This is a genomic window from Neorhizobium phenanthreniclasticum, from assembly GCF_040066075.1.
GTDB lineage: Bacteria > Pseudomonadota > Alphaproteobacteria > Rhizobiales > Rhizobiaceae > Neorhizobium > Neorhizobium petrolearium.
The window spans coordinates 277,065-297,122 of sequence record NZ_JBEAAL010000006.1; the positions used below are offsets into that span (position 1 = coordinate 277,065).

A 20,058-nucleotide genomic window follows, 5' to 3' on the forward strand; every position below is an offset into this window, starting at 1 on the left:
CCTCCACTCCGTCGCACTTGCCGATGGTGTTCAGGATTGCTCTTAAAGGGGATACTGAGGGTATGAATGGTATGCTGGTATGTGGCGGCCATCAAGACTCTGACGATCACACCGCATGCAGCCCTTCGCCGTCGTCAACGGTTCCAACCGGTACGCTTCTCTAATGCTTCCAAGTGGTAGCTATTCGATGATTGCGCCAGTTGCAAAGTCTCTTCGGCGTCGAATCATGTCCGCGGCAGAATTTTATTGGCGCTGATGACAGTCCGTTGATGTCGCTGACATTTCCATACGTCCATCTAGGAAAATTCCGCAGATATTGTCGAGTTTGTCGCGGTAGATCTGCGTGAGATAGCCGCAACGAAACACGCCATCGCGAGCAAGGTTGTTGCCGCGAAAAACGGGATCTGTGGCGATATCCGGTGAAGGCCCGCGCCGGCGATTGGCCCGATTGCCTGTCCGAGGCCCTGTGCCAGGACGTTGACGCCAGCAACCTTGCCTTGGGCGCCGCGTCCGGTCTGCAAGCTAAGCGAAGCGAGATTGCCGGTCAACATCAGGCCCAGACCAATGCCGAGCAGGATCAACGTGGCGAAAATCCCTGAATACGTTGTCACAAACGTGCAGATCAACATGGCAATGGCCGCCGTGATCGCTCCGACCCCCAGCAATCGAGTGGCCTTCCAACGGAAGACGCGAACCGCGCATGCCTGCACCACGATCATGGCAAGCGCCGTCGCCATCAGCGCTGCGCCTCCGCGGGCGATCGACTCCTCAACCGTGAAGCCTAGCGAATCCTGCAAGCGGAGCGCCGTCACCTGTTGCAGGATGCTGTAGGCAGAAATCGACGCCAGCGTGATCGCCAGGAACGGCCATATCTGGCCAAGCGGCAGGCGGGCATCTGAAATCGTCATTGACGCCGTGCGGACAGGTTCCTTGGCCAGGAGCATGCTCAACAGTGCAATGGCGGCCAGCATCGCGATGACGGCGAAAGCCAGGGCCGGATTGCCTGCTGCAACTCGCCAGGCGAGCGCTGCCCCGGCGATAGCGCCAACGCCAATAGCTGCTCCGAGGGTGCCCATGCCACCTGCACGTTGCGCTGGAGTGGTAATGTCGGCCATGTAGGCTTGCGCTGCGGGCAAGATGCCGCTGGTGACCAAGGTTTGAGTTGCGCGGACGAGGGCTATCAATATAAGCGCCACGAAAACGCTCAAAACACCTGACAGTCGAAAATAGACGATTACTCCAAATCCCATGGAGCCCAACGTCGCGCCAGCAAGAGCCGTCAACAGAACTGGACGGCGCCCGACACGTTCACTGAGGTAGCCCCATGCAGGTGCTGATACCATTATCAGCAAAGCAGACAGGCTGAGTATGCCACCGATATGGAGGTCCGCGAAGCCCAGACGCCGGCCCAGCGGAGGAAGGACGACAAGAAGGAAGGATTGCCCGGTGGTAAAGACCGCCAAGCTTAGAAAGAGTGCCGCTTGTGTCCTGAATGTCTGAGATTCAACGTTCAAAGTTTCCCCCAGCGAGCGTTATTCCATGGTCTATTATTCAGAACCGTCGCCTTCCGAGAACTGTCGCAGCGCCTGCGGATTGACGACGGTGATGGATCGGTAGGTGTAGTCGACCCAACCAGCGGCAACGAAACGCTGCATTGCGATGTTGACCTGCTGCCGTGAAGCATTCGCCATGACGCCAAGATCGCTCTGAGACAGGCCGATAGGCATGTCGCCGAGCCAGCCAGCCCGTTGAAGCACCGATGCGATCCTGCGCCCCACATCGCGCTTTTGCAAATCGTGGACGATGCGGAGCAGAACATCAACGGTGAATACAGTGTTCATTCCAATCGCACGCGATACGCCAGGATCGCGTGCCGCCATCTGCTCAAGGGCGTCGAGTGGCACATGCATCATCCAAGCGCCACCAAGGGCCTTCAACTCGACCCTGCGTGGCTGGCCGGTCAAGAAGGGGCCTTCACCTGTCCACGCACCCGGCATCCCGAGATGGATCAGCCGGGGGGTCGCGTCAGGTGGCGCTGAATTGATGGTAAGGGAGCCGGCGACTAGCCCATACATGCCACCGACCGGATCGCCGTATCGGTATATGATCTGGTTGGCAGTGAACTTTTGCAAATGCGCGTTACGCAGCAGCTCCGTCCTAAAGGTCTCGCTCATGCTCGCGAGCCAGGCGCCTTGGGCCATGACTTCTTCCGCCTTCTTTCGCGTCAGATCCAGCATGATTTCCTCCACATTGCCAAGATCCGGACAGAATAGATGTCACCGATCAGCTACAAAGCACTCGAACATACGCGCTTGCATCACGGTCGCAAAATAAAGCAGCCGGGGAATGCCGGTGATGATATACTTGTCCGAATTTTCTAAGAATGTCCGAATCCGGACAATTTGATGTCGGCGAATATGCAATCTGGGCCCGTCGATGATGAATTGTCATGGTGTGGCGCAAGCATTGATTTGTAGAGAAGAAATCGAAGCCCGCTTAGATCGCGACACACCATTACAGTCAGGAAATAGCGCGGACCTCCTTTGAGCTTCGCGAGATCTTCCTACCAATTCTCGCCGACCAAAATATGCCAAAGAACTTTTGGGGCGGAAGATGAATTCTGGAATGTCGGGACATTCACCCTTCGTGAATCGCAAGTACAGCGGCGGTGAACTCGCGTTTATTTCCCTTTTTTTTCTATTCGTCAGCTTCCCTTGCGGCAATGCCGCGGCGCAGGCAACTGCGGACGACCGTTCGCAGAAACTGGCCAATCCACCTGCAAATCTGACCCGCGTTCCGCTCCAAAACAACGTCGATTTCGGCGCAGGCGTCAACGGCCACGGTTTTGCTTATACGTTGAATATCCAGCCGGTCATGCCGCTCGAGCTGACTGAAGACTGGAACCTGATTACGCGCACCATAATTCCCATCGGCTACCGCGATTATCTGCCCGGCGCAGATGTCTCGGGTCTGGGTGACGTCAATGCGAGCTTCTTCTTTTCGCCCAAGGGTCCAGGACCCGGCGGACTGATCTGGGGTGCTGGCCCCGTTGCTTTACTGCCGACAGCCACGGACGACTTCCTCGGAGCAGGAATATTTGGCCTTGGATCGACAGCCGTCGGTCTTGTTCAGCAGGGGCCTTGGACGGTCGGAGCACTGGCCAACCATATCTGGTCGATCGCAGGACCGAATGATCGGCCCGACGTCAGCGTCAATCTCCTGCCGCCCTTCGCATCTCATAATTTCGGCGGTGGAAGGTCGGTCTCCCTCAGCGTCGACGCCAACCATGACGGGAACAACGAACAACGGATTGTTCCGGTCAATTTCGGCGTCTCCCAGATTTTCACCTTGGGTTTTCAGGCCATGAGCTCCCAGATCGGAGGACGGTACTACGCCGGCGTACCGTCGGACAGCCCGGAATGGGGGCGGACCACGCTCGCATTCCTGTTCCCGAAATAAATGCGGGGCCGGATCGAGATTGATATTTGTTGGCAGAGGGACCAGTCAATGAAAGTCCATAGAATATTCACGGCGATGGTACTGATCAGTGCGTCCGCGGGTTCGGCCGCAAGTGCTGCGGACCTTCAGCAGCCGTTTATCATCCCCGAGGCTAAGCCGGCTGTAAGTGACGGCTGGACCTTTGCGGTGAGCCCTTATTTCTGGGGCGCCGGCATCTCTGGCGATGTCGGGCAGTTCGGTCTGCCGGCCGTTCATCTTGAATCCGATTTCGGCGACATTCTGAAGGATCTCGACTTCGGGTTCATGGCGGTTGGCGAAGCGCGTTACGATCGGTTCAGCATCTTCGGCGATGTCATCTACACCAAGGTATCGTCGGGGGCATCCACGCCGCTCGGCATCGTCGCAGAACGGGTCGACGCCACGTCGGAGACGTTCGCTGGACTTGTCGGTGCGGGTTATGCCGTCTTCCAGGATGGCCCCAGCAACATCGACGTCGTCGCCGGCGCGCGCGTCTGGCACGCGAGCACGGAGATCTCGTTTTCCGGCGGTCTTCTGGGCGGCGTTTCAGCCAAAGACAGCGCCACCTGGGTCGACGCGATGGCGGGTGTGCGCGGCCGGTACTTCCTGACGGACAATCTCTATCTCAGCGCCTGGGCATTGGTGGGGGCCGGGCAGGCAGACCTCGACTGGGATCTCGCTGCCGGCATCGGCTACCAGTTCAATGACAGGATCTCGGCCGTCGCCGGCTATCGCGCACTAGGCGTCGATTACAGCAACGACGGTTTTGTTTTCGACGTGGTGCAGCAAGGCCCGATTCTCGGCCTGGTCGTGCGCTTCTGACCGTTCGTCGATCAATCCGCTTCTTTACAGAACTAGCTTTGGAGGACTTCCATGTTTCTTGCAAGATTGAGCTTTTCGACAATTGCGGCGGCGGCACTGCTTCATGCGTTGCCGGCTGCAGCCGATCCAATCCTCGTCAACAGCGACAACTTCGTGCGCGCTGAGAGCGACCTCTACTTCTCCGGCATCGCTGCGAACGGAGGCTTCGCCAAGTTCGACCATACGCGGGAAATGGCGCCGCTTGACAAGCAGACGGTCATCCGCCTGAACCGCGACACACTTTATTCTTCCGCCGTGTTCGATCTGGATGCAGGACCGGTGACGATCAACGTGCCGGATACCGGAAGCCGGTTCGTGTCGCTTCTTATAATCGACCAGGACCACTATGCCCATGGCGTATATTACGGCGCTGGTTCGTACACCTTGACGCGCAAGGACATAGGGACCCGCTATGTCGTGGCTGCCTTCCGCTTTTTTGCTGACCCCAACAACTCGGAAGACATGAAGAAGGTTCATGCGCTTCAGGATGCGGTTACGGTCAAGCAGACGGCAGAGGGTCGTTTCGAGATTCCCGAGTGGGACGGCAAAAGCCGGGACAAGACCCGCCGCGCGCTCCTGGATCTCGGCGCGCTGCTCCCGGACACAGCGAAGATGTTCGGATCACGCGATGAGGTGGATCCGGTCCGGCATCTGATCGGAGCAGCGCTCGGATGGGGAGGAAACCCGGACAAGGAAGCGCTCTATCTCAACGTGACGCCGGAAAAGAACGATGGCAGGAGCATCTATCGGCTGACTGTCAAGGATGTTCCCGTAAAAGATTTCTGGTCGGTCACGGTCTACAACAAGGACGGCTTCTTCACGCCGAACGAGTTGAATGCCTACTCGCTGAACGACGTAACCGCGCAGAAGAGCACGGATGGCTCGATCACGATCCAGTTCGGAGGCTGCGACGGCAAGATCGCCAACTGTCTGCCGACGCCCGAGAGCTGGAACTACATGGTCCGCCTGTATCGGCCCGAGACGCAAATTCTCGACGGAAGCTGGAAATTCCCCGTTTTGGAGGAAGTGAAATGAAACGTCGCACTTTTTTGCAAGGCACCACCGCATTGATGGTGCTGCCGTCACTTCCGGCTTTCGCGCAGGATGACATCAGGGCGGTCGCCCGTGAAGCGTATATCTACACCTATCCGATGGTGAAGAACTACCTCACCATGTATCAATACGCGCTGGAACCGGGCGGTAGCCAATACAAGGGGCCACTCAACACTCTGGTCAGCATCGCCAGGGTCTACACGCCTGAAGATACGGCAATCATCACGCCGAATTCCGATACGCCCTATTCCTTCATCGTCTTCGATCTGAGGACTGAGCCCGTCGTGGTGACGATGCCGCCGATCGAGAAGGACCGCTACTATTCGCTGCAACTCATCGACCTCTACACCAATAATGTCGACTATCCGGGAACGCGGGTTGACGGCAATGGCGGCGGCGACTTTTTGATCGCCGGCCCCGGCTGGAAGGGCGACATGCCGAAGGGCATCAAGCGCGTGATCGAAATGCCGACGACGCTCGCCATGGGCATCGTCAGGACGCAGCTCTTCTCGCCCGACGATCTTGAGAGGGTAAAGGAGGTTCAGGCCGGCTATAAGGCGCAGCCGCTTTCCGTCTATGCCGGCACGCCGGCCCCCACCGCCCCGCCGCCGGTCGACTGGATGCCTGTCTCGGACGAGTTGATGGTCACGAACTACTGGCCGCTTGCTGCCTTCCTGCTCCAGTTCGCTCCCCCTTATCCGGGCGATGATGCACAGCGGGAAAACCTCGCCAAGCTCGGTATCCAGGAAAGAGTAACTTGGCCGGGAACGGCTCTTTCATCCGATATCGTGGCGTTGATGAAAGAGGTGGTGGTTGCCACGGAAAAGGAAATCCGTGACGAGGCTGCCAGGCTGACGGATTCGTCTAAGATATTCGGGACGCCCGAGTTCATGAAAGGCCAATACATGACTCGCGCCGCAGCGGCGCAGGGCGGCATCTATGGCAACTCCGTGCAGGAGGCACTCTACGTCATCTACGCTTTCGATGGGAATCGTCAGCTATTGGACGGCAGGAGGGGAAAATATACGCTAACCTTCTCCGTCGACATGCTACCTCCCGTCGACGCTTTCTGGTCAATCACAATGTATGACAAGCCCAAGCAGCTTTTGGTGCCTAATCCAATTGATCGTTACCTGATCAACTCGCCGATGCTTGCCGACCTCAAGAGAAACGACAAGGGCGATGTTGTCCTCTACCTGCAGCACGAAAGCCCGGGTGCGGAACTGGAAGCGAACTGGCTCCCCGCGCCGAGCGAAACTTTCTACGCGGTCATGAGGCTCTATCTGCCCAGGGCGGAGGCGCTGGACGGCCGTTGGAAGCCGCCGGCGGTCGAAACGCTTTAGTCGCAAGGCCCAAGACGCTCCCTTGACCAGCGGCCGGTTCCAGGCCTCCTTGAAGGCGTTGGGGTGGCCTTCGCTTCCACCCCAACCTGCCGTCCAAGGTTAGCATCAGTAGCGCTTTTAATTCGTGGTCCGCGGCGAGCTCGACGGTTCGAAGCACGCCGCGCGAACCTTCTTGCTCAAAACCTGGGTCACCGGATCGTGGGTGGCTCCTCGACGGAGTGGCCATGCACAAGGCGCTTTTCCTCGGTATCTTGCTTACTCTTTCAAGCTGCGGCCATCCCCCCGGTGTCATGCAACCCGTCACGCTGGCCGCAAATTCCCAGAAAACATCCCAGGTGGAGATGCTGGTCGCGACTAACCGTCAGCCTTCTGGTGACCCGGAGACACTGTTTAACGGCGAGCGCAGCCCGAAGCCGTATCTGACGGAGGTCGCCGTTTCCATCCCGCAGGAGAGAAAGCAGGGCGCTGTGCAGTGGCCTCGGCAACTGCCGCCGAACCCGGCCAGCGAATTCGCGGTTATGAAGGTCAAGCAGGTCGAGACCCTCTCCGAGGCAACTGCATGGTTTAGGCAGAACATGGCAGGCGGTCATGCTCTGGTCTTCGTTCACGGATATAACAATCGATATCAGGATTCTGTTTTCCGCTTGGCCCAAATTGTCCATGACAGCCGCATGCAGGCCACCCCGATCCTTTTCACCTGGCCATCGCGGGCTCAACTGATGGCGTATGAATATGACAAGGAGAGTGCCAACTACTCCCGCACGGCCTTGGAGCAATCACTGCAAGTTCTGGCATCGAACCCAGATGTCAAGGACATTACCATCCTTGCCCACTCGATGGGAACGTGGCTCACGATGGAAGCACTGCGTCAGATGGGCATCCGCAACGGTCGCGTGAACCCGAAAATTGCCAATGTCATCCTTGCGTCGCCCGATATCGACATACAGGTTTTTGCGAAGCAGTTCGTCGAGATGGGGCCACACACCGCGAAATTCACGATTTTCGTATCACAAGACGACAAAGCGCTCGCGGTTTCCAGCTTCCTTACCGGCAAGGTGCAGCGTCTTGGCGCGGTCAATCCGGCAGAAGAAGTCTACCGCTCGAAATTTGAGAAAGCAGGCATTACCGTCGTTGATTTGACGAAGCTCGATACCAGCGATCGCCTCAATCACGGGAAATTTGCGGAAAGTCCGCAAATCGTCCAGCTCATTGGCGAGCGGCTGATGAAGGGACAGACGCTGACGGATTCCAACGTGACCTTGGGAGATGGGGTGGCAGCGGTCATCGGAGGCACGGCACGCACGATCGGCGCCGTTGCGGCAACAACAATCTCCGCACCATTAAATGCCGTGGAGAAGCGGCAACAAGCTTCACCGCTGCCGGATATCGCTCAAACGCTCACTGAAGCGCCCGATTCCAAACCTCTCATCGATTGACTCCCCGCCATCAACGATATCTGCGTCGGGTTGATGAGCGGCACGGCTCACCGTCCATCGCCGGTCTGCGTGGAAAGTGGCTATTGCATTGGCCGAGAGGCTAAGTCTCCGACCTGTCGGGCCGCTGGTCATTCTGTTCAGCCGGGCGATAAGGCGAGCATCACGTTCGAAGCTGAAGGCGACGCCTTCTGTACGAGGGAAACTGCCGACTTCCATCTGCCCCGTGGCGATCCTGATCCTGCGTGTACCAATCGACGAGGGGGCGTGGAGCCACCTCTCTATTGACAGGTGGGATAGCAGGTTATTTTATTGCTCAGATGTCAGACCAATTTTCGCCTTATGAGTAAACTGTTGATCTCCGCGCTGCCGCCTGTCGATCGGGCCCGCCAAGTCGGCGAGGCGCTCGCCGATTACGTGGAGGGCGCTGATCTGAAGGCCGGCGACCGGTTGCCGGCCGAGCGGGAGCTGATGGCGGCGCTTGGTGTCGGACGCTCGACCATCCGCGAAGCGATGCGCCGGTTCCAGGCGCTTGGCGTCATCGAATCGCGAAAGGGAAGCGGCAATTATCTGCTGAAGCCTATCTCCAGGCGCACGATCCACATGCCGTTGTCGCTCGATACGGCCAATCTTCGCGATGCGCTGTTGCAGACACTGCAGGTGCGCAGGGGGCTTGAATGCGAGGCCGGCATGGTCGCGGCGCGCATGCGGACTTCTGCTGATCTTAAGATCATCGAAGCGCGTCTCGAGGAAATGGAGCGGGTCCATCACGCCAAAGGCGCTTCGGGGCCGGAGGATCTGGCGTTTCATCTGGCTGTCTACGATGCCACTCACAATCCGCTCTTCCGTCAGTTGCTCGAACAGATGCGCGAAACCTTCGAGCGTTTTTGGAGCCATCCGTTCGAACGTTTCGACTTCGCCCGCCGGTCCTTTCCTTACCACCGGACCCTGTTTAACGCGATTGCCGCGCAGGATCCGGAAGCGGCACGCAGCGAAACACTGAAAATCCTCAAGATCGTCGAAGAAGATATCAAGGAAATGTCCAAATGAATGACGGCTTGGAACAGTTCGAGTTCGCCTCGCTGATCACGGCCCACGACGACGGCAATTACGCCGAGGCGGTGGTTCCCCCGATCTTTCAGACGTCGCTCTTCACCTTCTCCGATTTCGACGACATGATCTCGGCCTATCGCGGCGAAAAAGTGCGGCCGATCTATACGCGCGGGCTCAATCCGACCGTGCGCGCATTCGAGGAGATGCTTGCAAAGCTCGAGGGTGCGGAAGATGCGCTCGGTTTTGCAAGCGGCATGGCGGCGATCTCGTCCGCTATAATCAGCTTCGTTGAGCCAGGCGACCGGATCGTTGCCGTCAAACACGTCTATCCCGATGCATTCCGGCTGTTCGGCACGATCCTCAAACGAATGAAGGTGGAGGTGACCTACGTCGACGGCCGTGATGAGGAAGCGGTTGCCAAGGCCCTGCCGGGCGCGAAGGTCTTTTACATGGAAAGCCCGACAAGCTGGGTGATGGAAGCTCACAATGTCGGTTCGCTTGCCGAGCTCGCAAGGAAGCACGGCGTGGTTTCGATGATCGACAACAGCTGGGCAAGTCCGTTCTTCCAGCGGCCGATCACGCTCGGCGTCGATCTCGTCATTCATTCGGCCTCGAAATATCTCGGCGGGCACAGCGATGTCGTCGCGGGCGTCGTCGCAGGCTCCAAGGAGATGATCGCAAGGCTAAAGGCCGAGGCCTATCCCTATCTGGGTGGCAAGCTTTCGCCCTTCGATGCGTGGCTCCTGATCCGCGGGCTTCGGACGCTGCCGCTTCGCATGAAGGCGCATGAGGCAGCTGCACTCACCATTGCCCGCCGTCTTCATGAACTCGACGTGGTGGCGCAGGTGTGTCATCCGGGTCTGGCGAACCGCCTTCCGGTAGGTCTCAACGGCACCTCGGGTCTGTTCTCGTTCATCTTCCGCGAGGGCGTCGATATCCGCGCCTTCGCCGACCATCTCAAGCTCTTCAAGCTCGGCGTCAGCTGGGGCGGCCACGAAAGCCTGATCGTCCCGGGCGAAGTGGTGCTGCAGCAGAAGGCCCAGCCGAATTCCGCGCATGCCTTCGGCATCCATGCGCGGTCCGTGCGCCTCCATGTCGGCCTCGAGGGAACAGAGGCCCTGTGGAGCGATCTTCAGGAGGCGATTGCCGTCGCCTCCTAAAGCATCAACCGATAACAACTGGGAGAACGACAATGAAAACACTCGTAACAACTGCGCTTTTCGCGACGTTGATGGCAGGCAGCGCGATGGCCGATACAACCCTTAAGTTGGTCGAGGTGATCACCAGCCCGGAACGCACCGAGACGCTGAAATCGATCGTCGGCAAGTTCGAGGCCGCCAATCCGGGCGCCAAGGTCGAGATCATCTCGCTGCCTTGGAACGAAGCCTTCCAGAAGTTCGCGACCATGGTATCGGCAGGCGACACGCCGGATGTGATGGAGATGCCGGATACGTGGCTGTCGCTTTACGCCAACAACGGCATGCTCGAAAGCCTCGAGCCCTATCTGGCAAAATGGGAGCACACCAAGGAGCTGACGCCGAGGGCGCTCGAACTCGGCCGCGATGTCAACAAGACTGCCTATATGCTGCCCTACGGCTTTTATCTGCGGGCCATGTTCTACAATAAGAAGCTGCTTTCCGATGCCGGTGTTACAACGCCGCCGAAGACGATGGACGAGTTCGCCAAGGCCTCCGAAGCGGTCTCCAAGCTGCCGGGCAAATACGGCTACTGCATGCGCGGCGGCCCGGGCGGCCTGAACGGCTGGATGATCTTCGCCGCCTCGATGGCCGGCGACAACACATACTTCAAAGAGGACGGTACCTCGACTATGAACAGCGAGGGCTGGACAAAGGGCATCGAGTGGATGGTCGATCTCTACAGACAAGGCTATGCGCCAAAGGACAGCGTCAACTGGGGCTTCAACGAAGTGGTCGCTGGCTTTTATTCCGGAACCTGCGCTTTCCTTGACCAGGATCCGGACGCGCTGATTGCGATTGCCGAGCGCATGAAGAAGGAGGATTTCGGGGTCATTCCGCTGCCGAAGGGGCCGGACGGCAAATCCTTTCCGACGATCGGCTATGCCGGCTGGTCGATGTTCTCGACGACCAAGAACAAGGATTTGTCCTGGAAGCTGATCGCAACGCTTGAAGGCAAGGAAGGCAATCTCGAATGGAACAAGAAGATCGGCGCCCTGCCGGCCTATACGTCCGCGGAAAAGGACCCATTTTACGCCGGTGATCAGTTCAAGGGCTGGTTCGAGGAACTCGCCGATCCGGACACGGTCCCGACCGTAATGCCGACCTATCTCGAGGAATTCGCCTTCTTCAAGGATTCGCTCGCAATCAAGACGTCCCAGCAGGCGCTTTTAGGCGACATCACCCCAAAACAGCTGGCCGATCAATGGGCAGAATATCTGACCAAGGCGCAGCAGAAGCACCTCAAGAAATGAGACGAACTGGAAGACCGGCAGCGTCAACGACGGCCGGTCTTCCGCCAGATCAAGACGGCGAAAAGCCGCGAAGGGGAAATCCTGTCCATGATGATTGCTGTCGGCACCAGGAACGGACATCCCGTCCGAAAGCCATGGTTGACGCGTTTGGCTGATGCCTCGGAGCCCTATCTCTACAGCGCGCCGTCGCTGATCCTCATCGTCGCGGTCATGCTGGTGCCGCTGGTCATCGGCATCTCCTACGCCTTCAGGGATATCCAGCTCCTCAACCCCTTCTCGGGAGGGTTCATCGGCATCGAGCATTTCCGCGCGCTTTCCCATGATGCGGCCTTTTACGGGGCATTGAAGAACACGCTTTGGTGGACGGGCGCTTCCGTCCTCCTGCAGTTTTTCTTCGGGCTCATCCTCGCCCTGCTATTGGACAAGCCGTTCTGGGGCAGGGGCCTCGTCCAGGCGCTGGTCTTCCTGCCCTGGGCGGTTCCCTCCTTCCTCGCCGGTCTCAACTGGGCCTGGCTCTTCAATCCGGTGATCGGACCGATACCGCACTGGCTTTTCGGGCTCGACGTGATGTCCCAGCCAGGCAACATCCTTTCTGATCCGCAATATGCGATGTGGGGGCCGATCGTTGCGAATGTCTGGTGGGGCATTCCATTTTTCGCCATCACCCTGCTTGCCGCGCTCCAAGCAATCCCACGCGATCTTTATGAAGCCGCATCGATCGACGGCGCCAACTGGTTCCAGCGGTTCTTTTCGATCACCCTGCCGTTCCTTGCACCGACGATCGCCATCACCGTATTGCTTCGCACGGTGTGGATCTCCAATTTTGCGGACCTGATCGTCGTGATGACCGGTGGTGGGCCCGCCGATCGGACCCAGATCGTCGCAAGCTATATCTTCACCCAGGCCTTCAAGGCGCTCGATTTCGGCTACGCATCGGCGATCGCGCTCGTGCTGCTCGTTCTTTTGCTCGCCTATTCGATGATCATCATCCTGCTGCGGCAGACTTTGCTGAACAAGGATTGAACCCATGAAGCAATCCCTTCTGCTGATCGTCGCGCATCGCCTCGCGATCCTCTGCTACATCGTCTTTGCGCTTTTCCCGCTGTTCTGGCTGCTGAAAGTATCGGTGACGCCGAACGATCTTCTCTATTCCGAGGGCGTGCGGATGTGGCCCTCGCGCGCGACATTCGACCATTATTCCTTTGTGCTGCGGCACAGTGCCTTTCCGACCTTCTTCAAGAACAGCCTGATCGTATCGGGATCGACTGCCGTGCTCGTGACGGTCTGCGCGTCGCTTTCGGGCTATGCGCTCTCCCGCTTCAGCTTTCGGGCGAAATACTGGATCGTCGCGCTGATGTTGCTGACCCAGATGTTTCCGCTGGTCATGCTGGTCGCGCCGATCTTCAAGATTCTGTCGCCGCTCGGCCTCACCAACAGCCTGACAGGACTGGTGGTGGTCTACACCGCGTTCAACGTGCCCTTTGCCACCTTCCTGATGCAGTCTTTCTTCGACGGCATCCCGAAGGAACTGGAGGAGGCGGCGATGATCGACGGGGCGACGAAGTTTACGGCCTTTCGGCAGATCATCCTGCCGCTTACGCTGCCCGGCATCGCCGCGACGCTCGGCTTCGTCTTCACTGCCGCCTGGAGCGAACTGCTTTTCGCGTTGATGCTGATCAACGGCAACAACGCGGCCACCTTCCCGGTCGGGCTCCTGACCTTCGTTTCGAAGTTCTCAGTCGACTTCGGTCAGATGATGGCTGCCGGCGTGCTGGCTCTCATCCCGGCCGGACTCTTCTTCCTTCTCATTCAGCGTTACCTCGTCCAGGGCCTGACGGCCGGCGCGGTCAAAGGGTAGTCAAATGGCATCCATTGAGATCGAAAAACTCGAAAAGTCCTACGGCCATGTCTCCGTGCTGCATGGCATCGACCTCGATATCCGCGACGGGGAGTTTGTCGTGCTGGTTGGCCCGTCGGGCTGCGGGAAGTCGACGCTGCTCAGAATGATCGCGGGGCTGGAGGACGTCAGCAGGGGCGAGATCCGCATTGCCGGCAACCGCGTCAACGACCTGCATCCGAAGGACAGGGACATTGCCATGGTGTTCCAGTCCTACGCGCTTTATCCGCATATGAATGTTGCGGGAAACATGAGCTACAGCCTGCGCCTGCGCAAGGCGACGAAGGAGAAGATCGGTGCGGCCGTTGCCGGCGCTGCCGCAAAGCTCGGCCTGGAGCCACTCCTCGAACGGCGGCCGAAAGCGCTCTCTGGCGGGCAGCGCCAGCGCGTCGCGATGGGTCGCGCTATCGTTCGCCAGCCGAAAGCCTTTCTGTTCGACGAGCCTTTGTCCAACCTCGATGCCCGGCTGCGCGAGCAGATGCGCGCCGAAATCAAGAAGATGCATGCCGACCTTAAGGCGACCTCGATCTATGTGACCCATGATCAGATCGAGGCGATGACGCTCGCGGACCGCATCGTGGCCATGCATGGCGGTGTGGTGCAGCAGGTAGGCAGCCCTCTGGAGCTTTACGATCGCCCCGCGAACCTTTTCGTCGCCGGTTTTATAGGCTCGCCTGGAATGAATTTTCTCGACGTAACCTATCGCGGCGGCGCGCTCAGACTGAAAGACGGAAGCCGCGTTGCCGACAGCCCGCCTGTCGCTGTTCAGGAAGGAAGTGACCTAACGCTTGGCATTCGACCCGAGCACCTGACGATCACGACCGATAGCGGTGGCATATCGGCCGAGGCCGAGCTGGTGGAGCCGACTGGCTTTGGCATCATCGTGCATCTGACGTTGCACGGAATGCCGGTGAAGGTGTTCACGCTGGACCGACAAGCATTGGCAATCGGCGGGGAAATCAAAGTGTCTTTCCCGGTCCAGCACATTCATCTGTTCAACGATCAAGGTAGCCGGATCGGATAGCTGTCCGAGCGATATTCCACGTCGAAAATCGACTGCCGGAAGGTCCGGCTGGCTACTCTAGGGGAATTCCGGCAGCCTCAGCCAACCAAAGGTACACTCCAAACCTGAGACGGGTAGCGATCCACCCACGCGCCCGCGGCCCCGGTCGGGTCATGCTACGCTGGCTTCATGCCTGGTGCGAACCCAATCCGGCAGCCAGTCGCCATGGGCGGCCAGAAGATCGTCGACCAGGGACCAGATCTGATCGAGATCGAGTTCGGCCGCTGTATGGGGATCCATCATCGCCGCATGATAGATATGCTCGCGGTTTTGCGTCATCAGCGCTTGCACCGTCAGTTCCTGCACGCTGATATTGGTGCGCATCAGCGCCGTTAGCTGCGGCGGCAGTTCACCGACATAGGTCGGCTGGATGCCGGAGGCGTCGACAAGACAGGGAACTTCCGCCGCGCAGTTTGCCGGTAGGGAGGTAATACAGCCGTTGTTGCGCACATTGCCGTAGATCACCGAGGGTTCGCCGGTCCAGACGGAGTTGATGATCGAGGAAGCATATTCTTTCGAAGGGTTGACCTCGATTTTATCGGCGCTTCGATAGGCCGCGGCCTGATCTTTCCAGCGCTCTATCTGCTCTATGCAGCGTTTCGGATATTCATCGAGCGGTATGCCGAACCTTTCAATGAGGTCGTCGCGTCCCTCCTTGATGAAATAGGGGGTGTATTCCGCGAAATGTTCCGAACTTTCCGTGACGAAATAGCCGAGCCGCGTCAGCATCTCGTAGCGAACCTTGTTCGGGCAGCGCGGGTTCCAGCCGGGCTTCGGCGCCCTGCCTTCGCGATAGGCTCGAAGTAGCTCGGGATAGAGGTTCTTGTAGGAACCGTCGGACTGCCGATGCTCGAACGTCAGGAAGAAGGCCATGTGGTTGATGCCGGCCGATCTATAGCGGATCTCTTCGTAGGGGATGTCGAGGTCATGCGCCAGCTCCATTGCGGTCCCCTGAACCGAATGGCACAGGCCGACCTGCTTGATGTCCGGATATTTTTCCGCGATCGCCCAGGTGTTGATCGCCATCGGGTTCACGTATTGCAGCATGATCGCGTTCGGGCAGACGACGCGCATGTCCTCGCAGATCCGCCACAGATGCGGCACGGTGCGAAGCCCGCGCATAATGCCACCCACACCAAGCGTATCGGCAATGGTCTGCCGCAGCCCATATTTCTTCGGCACTTCGAAATCGGTGACCGTGCAGGGTTCGTAACCGCCGATCTGGAATGCGACGACGACGAAATCGGCGCCGGCCAGCGCCGTCTTCTGGTTAGAATAGGTCTCTGCCGTCGCTTTGACACCCAGCGTCGAGATCAGCTTGTTGACGACAATTGCGCTCTCCTCGAGCCGCTGTGGATTGATATCCATGAGTGCGATGGTCGCGCCCGAGAGGGCGGGTCGCTGCAGAACGTCGCCGATGATGTTTTTCATGAAGACCGTCGAGCCGGCTCCGATGAAGGCGATCTTGGGATAAGCTGCCATGTATACCTCCGGTATCGGCATTTAGGCGACCTCGAAAGCGGCCCTGACGAGCCGTTTCGTATAGGCGGTCTTGGGATGGGTGAGAATGTCGTCGACAGGCCCTTCTTCGACGATCTTGCCCTGCTGCATGACGATCACACGATGGCAGAGGGCCCGCACGACCTTAAGATCGTGCGAGATGAAAACGTAGCTCAAGCCGCGTTCGTCCTGCAGCTTGCGCAACAGCTCGATGATTTGAGCCTGGACGGAAAGATCGAGCGCCGATGTCGGCTCGTCGAGCAGGATAAACTCGGGTTCCAGTGCAATCGCGCGGGCAATTGCAATGCGCTGGCGTTGCCCGCCGGAGAATTCATGGGGGAAGCGAGACAGAATATTTCCCGGCATGCCGGCGGCTGAAAGGGCCGCGTGTACACGTTCGAGGCGCTCAGCCTTGGTTGCTCCGAGCCCGTTGATAAACAGGCCCTCGTCGATGATCTGGCCGATCGTCATGCGTGGGTTGAGCGAGGCGAAGGGATCCTGAAAGACGATCTGCATGCGCGCGCGCAACGGCCGCATTTGCGCCCTGGAACGGTTTTGGATCGACATGCCGTCAAACGTGATCTTTCCGCCATCGGGCGTGTTGAGTCGCACCAGTGCCTGACCGAAGGTCGTCTTGCCTGAGCCGGATTCGCCGACGAGGCCGAGCGTTTCATGCCGCCTAAGCGTAAGGTCAAGGCTGTCGACGGCCACCAGTTCGCGAAGATCGGGTTTAAAGAAGCCTCCGTGACGCAGCATGAAGGACACGCGAACGCTTCTGGCCTCCAGTATGACATCCGAGCCCTTCGGCAGCGGATTGGCTTGTCCGCGGGGCTCCGAGGCAAGCAGTTGCTTCGTATAAGGATGCTGAGGATCGGCGAAGAGCTGCTCTGTCAGATTGTGTTCACGCATTTCGCCATGCTGCATCACATAGACGTAGTCGGAGAACTTGCGCACGATCGTCAAATCGTGAGTGATGAGGATGACCGCCATCTGCATCTTTTTCTGGAGATCGCGGATGAGATTGAGGATTTGCGCCTGCACTGTCACGTCGAGAGCAGTGGTCGGCTCGTCGGCAATCAGCACGTCCGGTTCGTTCGCAAGCGCCATGGCGATCCCTACGCGTTGCCGCTGACCGCCTGAAAGCTGATGAGGATATTGCTTCAGGCGCGCCTCTGGATCGGGGATCTGGACCTCATTCAGAAGCTCCAGCGCACGGGCTTCCGCCCGCTTCCGGCCGATTCTGCGGTGAACCCGGATTGCCTCCACGATCTGGCTGCCGATGGTATAGATCGGATTGAGTGAACTCATCGGTTCCTGAAAGATCATCGAGATGCGATTGCCGCGCAGCTTGCGGCGGGCCTTTTCGGAAAACTTCAGGACATCGTTGCCGTCATAGTTGACGATCGAGTTCGGTGAGACGAGAGCACGCTTGGACAAGAGGCCCATGACCGTGCGTGCGGTCACCGACTTGCCCGAGCCCGATTCCCCGACAATCGCGACCGTTTCGCCGCGGTAGAGCTGGAAGGAAATGTCGTTGACTGCCTGGATGGTGCCATGCTCGACCTTGAAGCTTACGGCGACATTGCGCGCGTCTATTACGGGAAGGCCGGTGTGGCGGCCATGATCGTGCCGGACCGGCGGGGCGAAAGTCGGGACGAGAGAAAGAGCCATCTTCATCACCTCAATAGGGATCGACCGCGTCGCGCAGGCCGTCGCCCAATGCGTTGAAGGCAAAGACGGTCACCAACACGAAAAAGACCGGCGAGAGAATCCAGGGATAGCTTCCAATCACGGAGTAATTGGCTGTGTCCTGCAGCATCAAGCCCCAGGAGATCAGCGGCGGCTTGACCGCGAAGCCGAGAAAACCGAGGAAGGATTCCAGAAGAACCACGCTTGGGATATGCAATGTCACGGCAACGATGACATGGCTCATAACGTTGGGAAGGATGTGCTGAAAGATGATGCGCCGGTCGGTAGCGCCGACTGCGATTGCCGCGCGCACGTAATCGATGCGGGCCAGCGCCATGGTCTTGCCCCGCACTTCGCGCGACATCTGTGCCCAGCCGAGGGCCGACATCACGATGATGACGAAGCCGAGGAAGACATTGGTTGGCGCGGTGATGGGAATGAGCGAAGTGAGAGCAAGGTAGAGCGGCAATTGGGGAAAGGCGAGAACCAGTTCAACGAAGCGTTGGATCCAGACATCGAAGCTGCCGCCGAAATAGCCGGAAATCAGGCCGACGCTCGTGCCGATGATGGTGACGATCGCAACGACTGTAAGCGCGATCATCAGCGAAATTCGCGAGCCGATAAGCGCCCGTGACAGGACATCGCGCCCGAACTTGTCGGTGCCAAGCAAATGCACCGGCTCCCCGTCCGTCGTGCCGAGGAAGTGCCGATCCGTAGGAATGATGCCGAAGAGCTTGTAATCCCAACCCTTTACGAAGAAGCCGAGATAATGCGGATTGTCGTAATCGGGCCCGACGATCGGCTGGAAGGTGATCGGATCGAGCTCGTCGGATTCGGCAAGCGCGTACACCCGGGGCGGAAAGGAAAGATTGCCGTCCTTGTCATGAAAGCTGATCATCTGCGGCGGTGCGAATCCGACATTGGTCGCCTTCGGGTCCATCGGCGCGAAGAAATCGGCGAAGACGGCCATCATGATCAACAGGGCGACGAGTATGAACCCCATCATACCTGTCCAGGATCGCTTCAGACGACGCCAGACGAGCGCAGTATAGCTTTCGTTGTGTTCCGGCGTATTTGGGGTGACTTCTTCCTGCGACGATGGCGGTGCGGAGATAAAGGCGAACATATCAGGCTCCCGCGAACTGACGGACCCGCGGATCCAGGAGGGCAAGCAGCATATCGGCGATGATGTTGCCGATGATGAGGGTGGCCGACAGCACCATCATAAAGGTCGCCGTGACATAGACATCGCCGATCGCCATGGAGCCAACAATGGCCGGGCCCACCGTTGGCAGCGCAAAAATGATCGCCGTCTCGATCTCCCCGGTCAGCATGTATGGAAGGACCACGCCCTGGTACATGACGAGTGGATGAAGCGCGTTGGGCACGGCGTGCTTCATGACCACGGCACCTGCGGACAAGCCTTTCGCCCGGGCCGTTTCGACATATTGGGCGTTCAGGGTATCGAGCAGATTCCCGCGCATGACGCGCATGTTGTAGGCCAGCCCGCCAAAGGTGGCGATCGCTACGACCGGCCAGACATGGCTGACGAGATCGACGAATTTCGCCAAGGACCATGGCGCCCCGCCATATTGCGGGGAAAAGAAACTGCCGATTTCGGAGACGTTGAACTGGAAGACAAGCAGATAGACGATGATCAGCGCCATCAAAAAGCGCGGCACCGTCATGCCAAGAAAAGCCACTCCAGACAGCAGGTTGTCGACCCAGGTATATTGCCGTGTCGCAGCCCAGATGCCGAAGCCGATGCCCAATAGCGACGCCAGCAGGTGGCAGACCAGCGCCAATGCGAGCGTGCGCGGCAACCGTTCGCCGACGACATCTGCGACAGGCTTGTTGTAATACATGCTGTGGCCAAAGTCGCCTTCAGTAACGATGCCTTTGATCCAATTGAGATACTGAATGATGATTGGTTTATCGAGGCCATGCTCGGCACGGTAGGCCTGGGCTTGCGCTTCGGCCTGCGCGTAAGAGGCGCCACTTTGATTTATGAGCTGGGAGCGGATGTAATCGGCATAGTCACCCGGCGGTGCCTGGATGATCGCAAATGTCACCACGCTCAGGATGAAGAGAACGGGGATGGCGGAGACTATACGCACCAGCAGGAATCGTAGCATGAGAGGGTCCGCTTCTCCTGGCAGCCGAATATCCGTGACTGCTTTGTTGGTTCCGCCGGCCGCGCGCCACGACGCGCGGCCGGATTTGCGTCACTGGAAGGAGGG

The 20,058-nt window shown here is 58.7% G+C and carries 17 protein-coding genes; 11 read left to right on the forward strand and 6 right to left on the reverse strand.

The window, feature by feature from the left end; translation table 11 throughout:
• Nucleotides 1–296: 296 nt before the first annotated feature.
• Both ABK249_RS11355 and ABK249_RS11360 read right to left on the reverse strand, forming a co-directional pair.
• Nucleotides 297–1,514 carry an MFS transporter gene (locus ABK249_RS11355; RefSeq protein ID WP_052182843.1) on the reverse strand — a complete coding sequence of 406 codons (1,218 nt, stop codon included), beginning with the start codon at nt 1,512–1,514 and terminating at the stop codon, nt 297–299.
• 33 nt (nt 1,515–1,547) lie between these two features.
• Nucleotides 1,548–2,237, reverse strand: coding sequence for a Crp/Fnr family transcriptional regulator (locus ABK249_RS11360; RefSeq protein ID WP_037150835.1), 690 nt, complete (start codon nt 2,235–2,237; stop codon nt 1,548–1,550).
• Nucleotides 2,238–2,601: 364 nt separating this feature from the next.
• On the opposite strand from ABK249_RS11360, the gene ABK249_RS11365 reads away from it, so the two are divergent.
• The 11 genes from ABK249_RS11365 (at nt 2,602) to ABK249_RS11415 (ending at nt 14,590) form a co-directional block, all read left to right on the forward strand.
• Complete coding sequence (locus tag ABK249_RS11365; RefSeq protein ID WP_227702453.1) at nt 2,602–3,459, forward strand: transporter; 858 nt, start codon at nt 2,602–2,604, stop codon at nt 3,457–3,459.
• 48 nt (nt 3,460–3,507) lie between these two features.
• Nucleotides 3,508–4,299 carry a hypothetical protein gene (locus ABK249_RS11370; RefSeq protein WP_227702454.1) on the forward strand — a complete coding sequence of 264 codons (792 nt, stop codon included), beginning with the start codon at nt 3,508–3,510 and terminating at the stop codon, nt 4,297–4,299.
• A gap of 51 nt (nt 4,300–4,350) precedes the next feature.
• Complete coding sequence (locus ABK249_RS11375; RefSeq protein WP_227702455.1) at nt 4,351–5,373, forward strand: DUF1214 domain-containing protein; 1,023 nt, start codon at nt 4,351–4,353, stop codon at nt 5,371–5,373.
• Nucleotides 5,370–6,734 (forward strand): DUF1254 domain-containing protein, encoded by a 1,365-nt coding sequence (locus tag ABK249_RS11380; RefSeq protein ID WP_227702456.1) that lies wholly within the window; start codon nt 5,370–5,372, stop codon nt 6,732–6,734. The genes ABK249_RS11375 and ABK249_RS11380 overlap by 4 nt, the downstream gene beginning before the upstream one ends.
• Before the next feature lie 224 nt (nt 6,735–6,958).
• A complete protein-coding gene (locus ABK249_RS11385; RefSeq protein ID WP_227702457.1) occupies nt 6,959–8,170 on the forward strand; it encodes an alpha/beta hydrolase in 1,212 nt (403 codons plus the stop codon).
• 339 nt (nt 8,171–8,509) lie between these two features.
• A complete protein-coding gene (locus ABK249_RS11390; protein ID WP_037154504.1) occupies nt 8,510–9,217 on the forward strand; it encodes a FadR/GntR family transcriptional regulator in 708 nt (235 codons plus the stop codon).
• The gene (locus tag ABK249_RS11395; RefSeq protein WP_227702458.1) at nt 9,214–10,380 is read left to right on the forward strand and encodes a PLP-dependent transferase; all 1,167 of its coding nucleotides are present in this window, start codon (nt 9,214–9,216) and stop codon (nt 10,378–10,380) included. The genes ABK249_RS11390 and ABK249_RS11395 overlap by 4 nt, the downstream gene beginning before the upstream one ends.
• Nucleotides 10,381–10,412: 32 nt before the next feature.
• On the forward strand, nt 10,413–11,669 hold the full coding sequence (locus tag ABK249_RS11400) for an ABC transporter substrate-binding protein (protein ID WP_037154500.1): 1,257 nt from the start codon (nt 10,413–10,415) through the stop codon (nt 11,667–11,669).
• 87 nt (nt 11,670–11,756) lie between these two features.
• A complete protein-coding gene (locus ABK249_RS11405) occupies nt 11,757–12,692 on the forward strand; it encodes a carbohydrate ABC transporter permease (protein WP_037154498.1) in 936 nt (311 codons plus the stop codon).
• A 4-nt stretch (nt 12,693–12,696) separates the two neighbouring features.
• Nucleotides 12,697–13,527, forward strand: coding sequence for a carbohydrate ABC transporter permease (locus tag ABK249_RS11410; RefSeq protein ID WP_037154495.1), 831 nt, complete (start codon nt 12,697–12,699; stop codon nt 13,525–13,527).
• Nucleotides 13,528–13,531: 4 nt separating this feature from the next.
• Nucleotides 13,532–14,590: an ABC transporter ATP-binding protein gene (locus ABK249_RS11415; RefSeq protein ID WP_227702459.1), complete on the forward strand. Its 1,059-nt coding sequence runs from the start codon at nt 13,532–13,534 to the stop codon at nt 14,588–14,590.
• Between the two features lie 150 nt (nt 14,591–14,740).
• On the opposite strand, the gene melA is transcribed toward ABK249_RS11415, so the two are convergent.
• Genes melA through ABK249_RS11435 form a run of 4 tightly spaced genes read right to left on the reverse strand, consistent with a single transcriptional unit; the run spans nt 14,741 to nt 19,953 of the window.
• A complete protein-coding gene (gene melA, locus ABK249_RS11420; protein ID WP_227702460.1) occupies nt 14,741–16,111 on the reverse strand; it encodes an alpha-glucosidase/alpha-galactosidase in 1,371 nt (456 codons plus the stop codon).
• A 21-nt stretch (nt 16,112–16,132) separates the two neighbouring features.
• On the reverse strand, nt 16,133–17,800 hold the full coding sequence (locus ABK249_RS11425; protein ID WP_037154536.1) for an ABC transporter ATP-binding protein: 1,668 nt from the start codon (nt 17,798–17,800) through the stop codon (nt 16,133–16,135).
• 10 nt (nt 17,801–17,810) lie between these two features.
• On the reverse strand, nt 17,811–18,944 hold the full coding sequence (locus tag ABK249_RS11430; RefSeq protein WP_037154490.1) for an ABC transporter permease: 1,134 nt from the start codon (nt 18,942–18,944) through the stop codon (nt 17,811–17,813).
• A 1-nt stretch (nt 18,945) separates the two neighbouring features.
• Nucleotides 18,946–19,953: an ABC transporter permease gene (locus ABK249_RS11435; RefSeq protein WP_227702461.1), complete on the reverse strand. Its 1,008-nt coding sequence runs from the start codon at nt 19,951–19,953 to the stop codon at nt 18,946–18,948.
• Nucleotides 19,954–20,058 lie beyond the last annotated feature (105 nt).

Bases quoted from the DNA above. Each gene is read 5' to 3' on its own strand.
- ABK249_RS11360 (WP_037150835.1), bottom strand. From the start codon at position 2,237: ATGCTGGATCTGACGCGAAAGAAGGCGGAAGAAGTCATGGCCCAAGGC.
- ABK249_RS11370 (WP_227702454.1), top strand. From the start codon at position 3,508: ATGAAAGTCCATAGAATATTCACGGCGATGGTACTGATCAGTGCGTCC.
- ABK249_RS11375 (WP_227702455.1), top strand. From the start codon at position 4,351: ATGTTTCTTGCAAGATTGAGCTTTTCGACAATTGCGGCGGCGGCACTG.
- ABK249_RS11380 (WP_227702456.1), top strand. From the start codon at position 5,370: ATGAAACGTCGCACTTTTTTGCAAGGCACCACCGCATTGATGGTGCTG.
- ABK249_RS11385 (WP_227702457.1), top strand. From the start codon at position 6,959: ATGCACAAGGCGCTTTTCCTCGGTATCTTGCTTACTCTTTCAAGCTGC.
- ABK249_RS11390 (WP_037154504.1), top strand. From the start codon at position 8,510: ATGAGTAAACTGTTGATCTCCGCGCTGCCGCCTGTCGATCGGGCCCGC.
- ABK249_RS11395 (WP_227702458.1), top strand. From the start codon at position 9,214: ATGAATGACGGCTTGGAACAGTTCGAGTTCGCCTCGCTGATCACGGCC.
- ABK249_RS11400 (WP_037154500.1), top strand. From the start codon at position 10,413: ATGAAAACACTCGTAACAACTGCGCTTTTCGCGACGTTGATGGCAGGC.
- ABK249_RS11405 (WP_037154498.1), top strand. From the start codon at position 11,757: ATGATGATTGCTGTCGGCACCAGGAACGGACATCCCGTCCGAAAGCCA.
- ABK249_RS11410 (WP_037154495.1), top strand. From the start codon at position 12,697: ATGAAGCAATCCCTTCTGCTGATCGTCGCGCATCGCCTCGCGATCCTC.
- ABK249_RS11415 (WP_227702459.1), top strand. From the start codon at position 13,532: ATGGCATCCATTGAGATCGAAAAACTCGAAAAGTCCTACGGCCATGTC.
- melA (WP_227702460.1), bottom strand. From the start codon at position 16,111: ATGGCAGCTTATCCCAAGATCGCCTTCATCGGAGCCGGCTCGACGGTC.
- ABK249_RS11425 (WP_037154536.1), bottom strand. From the start codon at position 17,800: ATGGCTCTTTCTCTCGTCCCGACTTTCGCCCCGCCGGTCCGGCACGAT.
- ABK249_RS11430 (WP_037154490.1), bottom strand. From the start codon at position 18,944: ATGTTCGCCTTTATCTCCGCACCGCCATCGTCGCAGGAAGAAGTCACC.
- ABK249_RS11435 (WP_227702461.1), bottom strand. From the start codon at position 19,953: ATGCTACGATTCCTGCTGGTGCGTATAGTCTCCGCCATCCCCGTTCTC.